The sequence below is a fragment of the Candidatus Magasanikbacteria bacterium RIFOXYB2_FULL_38_10 genome, assembly GCA_001783145.1.
Classification (GTDB): Bacteria; Patescibacteriota; Patescibacteriia; order Magasanikbacterales; family UBA10003; genus GWC2-40-17.
Window position 1 is genome coordinate 47,768 of record MFQT01000014.1, and the last position, 9,166, is coordinate 56,933.

The 9,166-nt window shown below is 38.0% G+C and carries 12 protein-coding genes; 8 read left to right on the top strand and 4 right to left on the bottom strand.

Annotated elements, in window-relative coordinates:
- Positions 1-39 precede the first annotated feature (39 nt).
- From A2294_03215 to A2294_03250, 8 genes are all read left to right on the top strand, one after another.
- Positions 40-603: a hypothetical protein gene (locus tag A2294_03215; protein OGH85514.1), complete on the top strand. Its 564-nt coding sequence runs from the start codon at positions 40-42 to the stop codon at positions 601-603.
- 91 nt (positions 604-694) lie between these two features.
- The gene (locus A2294_03220; GenBank protein OGH85515.1) at positions 695-2,044 is read left to right on the top strand and encodes a hypothetical protein; all 1,350 of its coding nucleotides are present in this window, start codon (positions 695-697) and stop codon (positions 2,042-2,044) included.
- 229 nt (positions 2,045-2,273) lie between these two features.
- On the top strand, positions 2,274-2,705 hold the full coding sequence (locus A2294_03225) for a cell division/cell wall cluster transcriptional repressor MraZ (protein ID OGH85516.1): 432 nt from the start codon (positions 2,274-2,276) through the stop codon (positions 2,703-2,705).
- 1 nt (position 2,706) lies between these two features.
- Positions 2,707-3,564 carry a 16S rRNA (cytosine(1402)-N(4))-methyltransferase gene (locus A2294_03230; protein OGH85517.1) on the top strand — a complete coding sequence of 286 codons (858 nt, stop codon included), beginning with the start codon at positions 2,707-2,709 and terminating at the stop codon, positions 3,562-3,564.
- A 1-nt stretch (position 3,565) separates the two neighbouring features.
- A complete protein-coding gene (locus A2294_03235) occupies positions 3,566-3,895 on the top strand; it encodes a hypothetical protein (GenBank protein OGH85518.1) in 330 nt (109 codons plus the stop codon).
- Between the two features lie 92 nt (positions 3,896-3,987).
- Entirely contained in the window at positions 3,988-5,055 is a 1,068-nt protein-coding gene (locus tag A2294_03240) for a hypothetical protein (GenBank protein OGH85519.1), read from the top strand.
- Entirely contained in the window at positions 5,036-5,503 is a 468-nt protein-coding gene (locus A2294_03245; protein ID OGH85520.1) for a hypothetical protein, read from the top strand. The genes A2294_03240 and A2294_03245 overlap by 20 nt, the downstream gene beginning before the upstream one ends.
- 86 nt (positions 5,504-5,589) lie before the next feature.
- Positions 5,590-5,901, top strand: coding sequence for a 50S ribosomal protein L21 (locus A2294_03250; GenBank protein OGH85521.1), 312 nt, complete (start codon positions 5,590-5,592; stop codon positions 5,899-5,901).
- 63 nt (positions 5,902-5,964) lie between these two features.
- Here the strand turns inward: A2294_03250 and A2294_03255 are convergent, their stop codons facing one another.
- The 4 genes from A2294_03255 to A2294_03270 form a co-directional block, all read right to left on the bottom strand.
- Positions 5,965-6,576: a recombination protein RecR gene (locus A2294_03255; GenBank protein OGH85522.1), complete on the bottom strand. Its 612-nt coding sequence runs from the start codon at positions 6,574-6,576 to the stop codon at positions 5,965-5,967.
- Between the two features lie 9 nt (positions 6,577-6,585).
- Complete coding sequence (locus A2294_03260; GenBank protein OGH85523.1) at positions 6,586-6,876, bottom strand: hypothetical protein; 291 nt, start codon at positions 6,874-6,876, stop codon at positions 6,586-6,588.
- A gap of 72 nt (positions 6,877-6,948) precedes the next feature.
- Positions 6,949-8,334, bottom strand: a complete 1,386-nt coding sequence (locus A2294_03265; GenBank protein ID OGH85524.1) for a replicative DNA helicase — start codon at positions 8,332-8,334, stop codon at positions 6,949-6,951.
- Positions 8,335-8,712: 378 nt separating this feature from the next.
- Positions 8,713-9,141: a hypothetical protein gene (locus A2294_03270; GenBank protein ID OGH85525.1), complete on the bottom strand. Its 429-nt coding sequence runs from the start codon at positions 9,139-9,141 to the stop codon at positions 8,713-8,715.
- Positions 9,142-9,166 lie beyond the last annotated feature (25 nt).

The window sequence follows — 9,166 nt, forward strand, 5'->3', positions numbered from 1 at the left end:
GGATAAAACCATTGCCAAAAGGCAAGGATAGGTGAAATCATGAAACGAGTAGTTCAAAACGCTTTATTTTTGATTGGAGTAGCCTGTTTTGCGGTGGCTGTTATTGCCCTTGTCATCCGTCTGGGTAAAATAAGATCTGCTCATTTTAATCAGTTAATTCAAGCTGAAGGAACCCTGGAGTCGCAAGAATCTGTTATTGACATTGAACCGGTAGTGGAAGGGGCTAACGCCTCAATCATCAGCGCCCTTATCGCCAATCCAGATGACGAACCACGGTTTGTTGATGTAATTATTGGCGACGATGGCTGTATCAACAAGCCTTTTGCTACTCGCGAGATCAAGGATATCCAAGGCATAGAAAATTGCCGCGAATTTTATGAGAATTGGTTTGTCTGTTGTCCTTGTGGCATGGAACCTGCAGACAGATCGAACGATCTTAATGGCGGTTTCTTTTGCTACCGTCCTCCTGTTGAAGCAAACGGCACTATGGTGCTAGCCGAAGAGCGCTTAAGTATTAGTCGAAACATTTGTTGTCCGCAAAATTGCATTGTCCATTTTGAAGAGTTCAGAAGTTGGCTCTGCCCTGTTGACAATTGTAAATAGTTAGTTTCCTCCCACCCGGCTTTAACAAGTTGGGTGGTTTTTTGTATAATGAAAGAACTAACTGAAGGCTTTTATTCATCTAAATAATTTTATGCGTTTAACTTTTTGTGGTGCAGCAGGGGAAGTAACTGGTTCTTGTTATTTACTAGAAACCAACAACAAAAAATATTTAATTGATTGCGGCATGTTTCAGGGTGGAGAATTTAATGAAGATCGCAACTGGAATGCCTTTCCTTTTAATCCGGCAGAAATTGAGGCGGTAATTTTAACTCACGCCCACTTGGATCACACAGGTCGTTTGCCTAAACTTATTAAAGAGGGTTTTAAGGGCGTTATTTATGCCAATCCGGCCACCAAAGAATTAACTCGTTTAGTCCTTTTGGATGCGCTGGAAATTATGCTTTACAACCAAAAGAAAAATGGCATACCATTACTTTATAATCAAGATGATGTTGAAGAAACCGTGAAGCTTTTTAAAAATGTTGATTATCTGGAAAAGCACAAATTGGCCGAAGAGGTTTTTTTTACTTTTAAAGATGCCGGGCATATTTTAGGCTCGTGTTTTATTGTTTTGGAGAGTGAAGGCAAGAAAATAATTTTTTCCGGCGATGTGGGCAATACCCATGTGCCCATTGTTAGGGAAACCGCCAATTTGGGCGAAGCTGATTATTTAATTTTGGAATCCACTTATGGCAATATCAATCACGAAGATCCCGAGCGTCGCATTTTTGTTTTGCAAGAGGCCATTGTGGAAACCATGAAACGCGGCGGCACGTTGATGATTCCGGCTTTTTCTTTGGAACGCACGCAAGAAATTTTATACGAAATCAATAATTTGTTAAATAACAAATTAATTCCGCAAGTGCCGATTTTTTTAGACAGCCCTCTGGCCGCTGACGCCACCCAAGTTTATAAAAGATATGCTAAATATTTTGATGAAGCGGCAAGGTATTTGATTGGTCACGGTGATGATTTATTTAATTTTGTCGGTTTAAGAATTACTAAGACGCCGGAAGATTCTAAAAGCATCAATGAGGTTGGGCCTCCTAAGATTATTATTGCCGGTTCGGGTATGATGAATGGTGGAAGAATTTTGCATCATTTGGTGAGATACCTTTCCGATCCCAAATCCAGACTGCTTATTATTTCTTATCAGGCGCGGGGTACTTTGGGCCGCCGTCTTTTAAATGGAGAAAAAAAAGTCAGGATTTATAATCAAGATGTGGAGGTAAGAGCCGAAGTAAAAGCCATTGGGGCTTACAGCGCCCACGCTGATCAAAAAAAATTGCTATCTTGGATTAAAGAAGCCAAAAAAATGCCCGGGAAAATTTTTTTAACACATGGTGATTCTGAACAAGCCGGGGTTTTACAAGAAAAAATTAAGCAGGATTTTAATCTTTCCGTAGAAGTACCGGCCTTAGGGGCGAGTATGGAAATATAAAAGAATGAACAGTCCCCGCTATCTTTTTAGGTAGCGGTTTTTTTATTTATCCACAGCCTAATAGTAAATTTAAAAATTAATAAATTTTTAATCTAAATTAAGCTAAAAAAGATTACTGATAAAAATTGATCATGGTTGAAAAATGCTTAAGAGTGGTGTATAATATACTTCAGGTGGGGGAAAGTGGGGATAAGTGGAAAATAAAAGGTCCGCCCGCCTAGACTTAATTATGTTTATTGGGGAATTTCATCACGCAGTAGATGATAAATCACGGCTGGCTATTCCCGTGAAATTTAGGTTGGAATTAAAAGATGGAGCTGTTATCACGCGCGGACTTGATAGTTGTTTGTTTGTTTTTTCTAAAAAAGAATGGAAGAATCTTGCAGAAAAAATTACCGCTTTGCCCTTAAGCCAAGCTAATAGCAGAGCGTTTGCCAGGCTTATGCTTTCGGGTGCTATGGATGTAAAAATGGATAAACAAGGCCGAGTGATTGTTCCAGACTATTTAAACAAATACGCCGGATTAAAAAAGCAAGTGGTGGTGACTGGTTTGTACAGCCGTTTAGAAGTTTGGGACGAAGAAGCCTGGGAAAAATATAAACAAAATACAGAAAAACAAAGTGAAGAAATTGCCGAAAGAATGGGGGAACTAGGAATTTAATATGCACATTACCGTTTTATTACAGGAAGCCGTAGAAGGATTAAATTTAAAAGACGGGGATAAGGCAGTGGATTGCACTTTGGGCGATGGCGGACACAGTGCGGAGATTTTAAAAAAAATAGGTCAATCAGGAAAACTTTTATCCATTGATGTAGATGAAGAAAATTTTGCGCGAGCCAGAGAAAAGTTTAAAACCGCAATTTTAGTTAATGATAATTTTGTTCATTTAAAGAATATTTTGACAAGTCATAATTTTACTTCAGTGCAAGGTATTTTACTTGATTTGGGTTGGTCAACCACGCAGTTTGAAGAATCAGGCCGAGGGTTTAGCTTTCAAAGACAAGATGAACCTTTGGATATGCGTTTGGGAGGAGAAAGTATTACAGCCGCGGAGATTTTAAACACCTGGTCAGAAGAGGAAATCGGCCGAATTTTAAGAATCTACGGTGAAGAAAAAAAATGGCGCTTTTGGGCAGAACAAATAGTAGAAAGAAGAAAAAAGAAAAAATTTGCCATAGTAGGGGATTTATTAGAACTTACAGGGGAGGAAAAAAAACAAAACCGCTTGCATCCCGCTACTAAAATTTTTCAAGCTTTGCGAATTGCCGTTAATGATGAATTGAAGAATTTAGAAGAAACTTTGCCGCAGGCCTTGGAGGCGCTTAATTCAAACGGCCGTCTAGCAGTGATTACCTTCCATTCTTTAGAAGACAGAATCGTTAAAAATTTTTTTCAGAAATCTGCTTTGCAGGGAAAAATAAAAATTATAAATAAAAAACCCATTACTGCCTCTGCCGAGGAGTTAAAAAAGAATCCTCGCAGTCGCAGTGCCAAACTAAGAATAATTGAGAAAATTTAGTATGATCTACTCTAAACTTCCTAAAGCCACTGCCGCCAATTTAGTTTTTCATAAATTAGAAAAATTTAGGATTTGGCTTTTCTTGGGTTGTTTTATTTTTGGTTTGGCTTATTTTTGGCAAGTTAACTCCTTATCCAACCGCGGCTTTCTTATAAAAGACTTGCAAAATCAAATTACTTCCTTAAAAAATTTGAATCAGAAATTAGAAGTACAGGCGGCGGCGGCTCAATCTTTGGAGAACATTCAAGAGAAAATCAAGAATTTAAATATGGTCACTCCCGATAAAGTGGAATATTTTAGTCCAGTGGGCACCAATGTGGCTTTAAAGTAAGTAAAAGTAAATAAATTTGGTTTATAAAAAGCTTTTCTTTTCTTTTTTAAAAAATTGCACAGAAAGCTTTTTTTTGATAACTTATAAATAATATGTCGCTTTTATTTTGGTTAATAATTTTAGCTTTTTTTCTTTCTTCGGTTTTAACTTTTTTAATTAAAAAAGCGGCCATCTTTTTGAGAATTTTAGATTATCCCGAAACAGCGGCGGGAAAAAAAGTACACACTCAAGCCGTGCCACTTTTGGGTGGTGGAGCTATTTTTTTATCTTTTTTCTTGGTTTTTTTATTGTTGTTTTGGCTCAAACCGGATTTTATCACTCATCTATCTTATGGACAGATATTAGCTGTCTTTTGGGCTTCTTTTATCTTAATGATTGGTGGGTTTTTTGATGATAAATATAATTTGGCCCCAAAATACCAAATAATTTTTCCTCTCTTGGCTATCCTTTTGGTAGTACTGGTGGGCACTAATTTAAAAGAAATTACCAATCCTTTGGGCGGAAAATTTAATATCAGAGCTTGGCAAATAGGAGGGCGTTTTTTACTAGTTGACGGAATAGTTTTTGTTTGGCTGTTGGCCATGTCTTATACCACTAAAATTTTAGACGGTTTAGACGGCTTGGTGGCGGGTTTAACCATAATTGGCAGTTTAATGATAGGTTTTCTTTCTTTAACGCAAAAATTTTATCAAGCCGATATTGCCTGGTTGGCCTTTTTGTTTGCCGCCGTCAATCTGGGTTTTTTAATTTTTAATTTTCATCCCGCCAAGATTTTTTTGGGCGAAGGTGGAAGTTTGTTTACCGGCTTTATGCTGGGAATTTTGGCTATTATGGCCGGCGGGAAAATTGCCACCACCCTTTTAGTAATGGGATTGGCCTTAATTGATATTGTTTTTGTAGTTTTAAAAAGGATGTCAATCGGCTCTTCTCCCTTTTTAGGAGATGGAGCTCATCTGCATCATCGTTTATTAAGCATCGGCCTAACTCATCGTCAGGCGGTTTTTTTGTTTTATTTCTTGGCGATTATTTTTGGAATTTTAACTTTGGTTTTGCAAAGTCGGGGAAAATTATTGGCTCTTTTAATTCTTTTTATTTTGGCCATTGTTATTGGTTTGGGTGTTGATAAAATTGGAAAAAAATATGCTAAGTCAAAAAATTAGTTTAGGGAAAATTATTGGCCTAATTTTGGTTTTGATTTTTGTTTTATCTTTAGGTTATTTTAAAATTAGAGAGTATTATTTGCCTACGGCGCAAATTAAAATTGGCGGACAAATTTTAATGGTGGATTTGGCGCAAAATCCCGCTGCTTGGCAAAAAGGTCTTAGTGGACGCAAAAGCTTAGCGGAAAATCAGGGTATGCTTTTTGTTTTTCCACTGGCCTCTCGCCGCGCTTTTTGGATGAAGGATATGAATTTTTCCATTGACATTATTTGGATAAATGAGGGTAAAATAGTGGATATCGCCCCTAATTTAAAACCATCCATGCTGGATCCTTTGCCTGTCTATTCACCGCGTTTGCCCGCCAATCTGGTTTTAGAGGTCGCGGCCGGTTTTAGCCAAAAAAATGAGCTTAAAATAGGGGATTCATTAGAACTGTTGACAAAATAAGATCGATTTAGTATAATAGACTCACTAATAATTTACTCAAAACTTTCAGTTCCCTTGAAGTGGCGAGACAGAAAATTAATTTAAATATGTTCGCAGTAATTCAAACAGGTGGAAAACAATACCTTGTCCAGGAAGGACAAATTTTAAAAATAGAAAAATTAGCCGGTGAAAAAGAATCTAAGTTAAAATTTGATAAAATTTTACTTTTAGCCAGTGAAGATGGAACCGGCGTGGAAATAGGCAAGCCATATTTAGATGCCAAAGTGGAGGCTGAAATTTTAGAACAAGGCCGCTCTAAAAAAGTTAAAGTGATTAAATTTAAACGCAAGGTCAGATACAATCGTCGCCACGGCCATCGTCAGGAATACACTAAAGTAAAGGTGACTAAAATTGGTTAAATAATTCTTAAAAACCCATCATCAAAGTGATGGATTTTTATTTATAATAAAAGAAAGGAAGTTTTAAACTTCCTTTCTTTCTTTTAAGGCGTTAAGCAAGGTGATTTCATCGGCGTACTGCAGGTCGCTGCCCTGGGGAAGTCCTCTGGCTAAACGCGTAATTTTAATTCCGGAAGGCTTGAGCAGTTTTGTTAAATATAAAGCGGTGGTTTCGCCCTCCATATTAGCATTCAGTCCTAAAATAATTTCTAAATTTTTAAGACCGAAATTATGGGCGGTTTTTTTTAATCTTTCAATCAGTTCTTTTATTTTTAAATTGGCCGGAGTGGAAGCCTCTGGCAAATTAACACTACCGTGAAGCACGTGATAAGTGCCTGTAAAAGAATTAGCCTTTTCTAGAGCAATAATATCTTGCGGGTAGCTAACTATACAAATTACATTCTGGGCGCGCTGCGTATCGGCACAAATTTCACAAGGGTCGGTTATGGAAAAATTTTGGCAAGCGGAACAACTTTTAATGTTTTTTTGAATATCCAGTAAAGTGGCGGCTAATTCGTTTAATTCTTGTGATGATTGTCTAAATAGATGAAAAACAAAACGTTCGGCGGTTTTGGGGCCGACACCGGGAAATTTTTCTAAAATTTCAGTAAGTTTTTTAATTAGTTGGTTGGTCATTCTAGGTTTTTACATTCCTGGCATTTTGAATCCTCCGTCTTTCATCATTTTATCGGCCATTACTTTTTGCGCTTTTTTGATAGCTTCATTGGTTACTTCTTTGATAGCGTCTTCTATTTTAGATTTGCTGGCGAGCAGTTCTTCGTCAACGGAAACAGATAAAACTTCCTGATTGCCATTCATTTCCATTTTAATTTTGCCCCAAGCGGCAGTAGCTAAAACTTTTTCTTCGGCCAATTTACTTTGAATGTCTTTGGCTTTTTCACGCAAATCTTTAAATTGTTTTAACTTTTCAAACATATTTTTTATTTTTAAAAAAATTAATTTTTAATTTTATTTTTTTTTATTTGGCGGCCAGAGCGGGACTCTTGGTTATTCAAAGGATGTATGCCCAGAAAAAGAGGTGTCTAGACTTCTAAAACTGGCTTTTTCTTCGTCAAAATAAAGATTAGCAATGCCGGTTGGTCCGTTGCGATGCTTGGCAATGTGAATTTCCGCTAGATGGCGTTCATCCGGGGGTATGTCTTCTAATTTATATTTTCTATCTGCGGCTTTACGATAAATAAATAAAACCACATCGGCGTCTTGTTCTATGCTACCGGATTCTCTTAAGTGGGCTAATTTAGGAATAGCCGGTCCATTTTGCATTTCTACGGCGCGAGAAAGCTGGGAAAGAGCCAAAACCGGCACATTGAGTTCACGGGCAATACCTTTGAGGGAACGGGAAATTTCGGAAATTTCTTGCACGCGGTTATCTGTTTTGGTACGTGATTCCATTAATTGAAGATAATCAATCATAATCAAACCCAAACCATGTTCAGCTTGTAAACGGCGGGCTTTGATTCTAATTTGCATGATGTTGGCACTGGCCGCATCATCTATAAAAATTGGGGCGTCGGAAAGCATACCCATGGCTTGGCCGATTTTGGGGAAATCATCATCATCAGAACGTTCGGAAAGTTTTCCGGTACGCATTTTCCATAAACTTACGCCGGCCTCGGCGCAAATCAAACGATCAGCCAATTCTTCTTTAGACATTTCTAAACTAAAAATACCTACGGGCACCTTGGCGCGTACAGCCACTTGGCGGGCAATATCCAAGGCTAGAGAAGTTTTGCCTACGCTGGGGCGGGCGGCTAAGATAACCAAATTAGATTTTTGTAAACCCGATAATAAATTATCTAATTGGGAAAAGCCTGTCGGTACTCCGCGCAATTTTCCTTTTTCCCTATGTAGTTCATCTATCCTATCAAAAGCATCGGTAAGGATGTTGCGTAAAGGCTGAAAAGATTGTTTGAGAAAATTTTGTGAAACGCCAAAGATTTCTTTTTCCGCTCGGTCTAAAACAGTATCCAGTTCTTCTTCTTCGTTAAATCCCAATTTGTTAATTTCATTGCCGGCAGTGATGAGGCGGCGTAAAGTGGCTTTTTTGTGTACAATTTCGGCGTAATGGACAATATGGGCGGAAGAGGGAACGCTGTTGGCTAAATTCATTAAAGTTGATCGTCCGCCGACGGATTCCAATTTGCCGATTTCTTCCAAACGATTACCTAAGCTTAAAATATCAATAGGCTCACGTTTATTGTACAAATCCAACATCGTCTCATAAATTATTTTGTAGCCCTCTTTGTAAAAATCTTCGGGAAAAACAGTGTCGGCAATTTTAAGCAAAGCCTCTTTATCGGTTAAAATAGCGCCTAAAAGTGAGATTTCGGCTTCCAAATTTTGTGGTGGAATTTTTTTAAGTTCATCTGCCATAAGATATATTTTGGTGATTACATTTTACATTCAGCTGAAGTATTAAGCAAGTGGCATTTAAATACACTTTAGCCACAGGTTATTGACAAGCGCTTTGTTTTTGTGTATCTTTAATTATACACGTAGTTCTTTTAAAAGGAGAGAAAATGATAGAGTTTAGAAAAATCTGGGCTATTATTGGTTTAAGTGCCCTGGTAATTGCGGGAGTAATACTTTATACAAGTAGGCCCGATTCTTTGGTGGAAGATTTTTCTCAACTAATTAGTCTCATTTGTATGTTAGACCCAGCCGCAACGGTTGGGCTTTTTTAATTTGCGGCTAAAAATGAAAATAAATTAAAAAACCCGCCGGCGTGAAACGCCGACGGGCTAAGGTCAGTTAGTTAAAGTGAGCTAGGATCCAATGGCTCCTGCCAAAGGCGTCCTCACCATCTGAGACCCAAGAACAAAGGCCTGAATATGACAGCCTTAAAATATTTTTTTCCTCTTTCTTTCCCTGCCATCTTGTACCAAGTGCCAGCAAACGTCTTGGAAGATTAAATTCCCCCAGCCTTTTTCCATAATCCTTTAAAAAAGCCAGTAAGTCCTCAGCAAAGACCGGAGACAAATCTAATTCTTCTAAGAAAGAAAAAATCCTGGTCACAAGTACATCCTCAAAACTTGAAAGGACAGAAAGGCTTATTAGTACAATCTCTTTCTTTACTTTACCAACTTTGCCTGCTGGTTTGCCCAGAGTAACAGGGATGACAGAAGCGTCTAAATTTGTTTCGTCTACGTCATGATACCCAAACCCACTGGCCTCTACCATTTCTGCGGCGGTTTGGGAGTAATCC

Coding starts and splice junctions, on each gene's coding strand:
- A2294_03215 (OGH85514.1), top strand. CDS start 40: ATGAAACGAGTAGTTCAAAACGCTTTATTTTTGATTGGAGTAGCCTGT.
- A2294_03220 (OGH85515.1), top strand. CDS start 695: ATGCGTTTAACTTTTTGTGGTGCAGCAGGGGAAGTAACTGGTTCTTGT.
- A2294_03225 (OGH85516.1), top strand. CDS start 2,274: ATGTTTATTGGGGAATTTCATCACGCAGTAGATGATAAATCACGGCTG.
- A2294_03230 (OGH85517.1), top strand. CDS start 2,707: ATGCACATTACCGTTTTATTACAGGAAGCCGTAGAAGGATTAAATTTA.
- A2294_03235 (OGH85518.1), top strand. CDS start 3,566: ATGATCTACTCTAAACTTCCTAAAGCCACTGCCGCCAATTTAGTTTTT.
- A2294_03240 (OGH85519.1), top strand. CDS start 3,988: ATGTCGCTTTTATTTTGGTTAATAATTTTAGCTTTTTTTCTTTCTTCG.
- A2294_03245 (OGH85520.1), top strand. CDS start 5,036: ATGCTAAGTCAAAAAATTAGTTTAGGGAAAATTATTGGCCTAATTTTG.
- A2294_03250 (OGH85521.1), top strand. CDS start 5,590: ATGTTCGCAGTAATTCAAACAGGTGGAAAACAATACCTTGTCCAGGAA.
- A2294_03255 (OGH85522.1), bottom strand. CDS start 6,576: ATGACCAACCAACTAATTAAAAAACTTACTGAAATTTTAGAAAAATTT.
- A2294_03260 (OGH85523.1), bottom strand. CDS start 6,876: ATGTTTGAAAAGTTAAAACAATTTAAAGATTTGCGTGAAAAAGCCAAA.
- A2294_03265 (OGH85524.1), bottom strand. CDS start 8,334: ATGGCAGATGAACTTAAAAAAATTCCACCACAAAATTTGGAAGCCGAA.
- A2294_03270 (OGH85525.1), bottom strand. CDS start 9,141: ATGGTAGAGGCCAGTGGGTTTGGGTATCATGACGTAGACGAAACAAAT.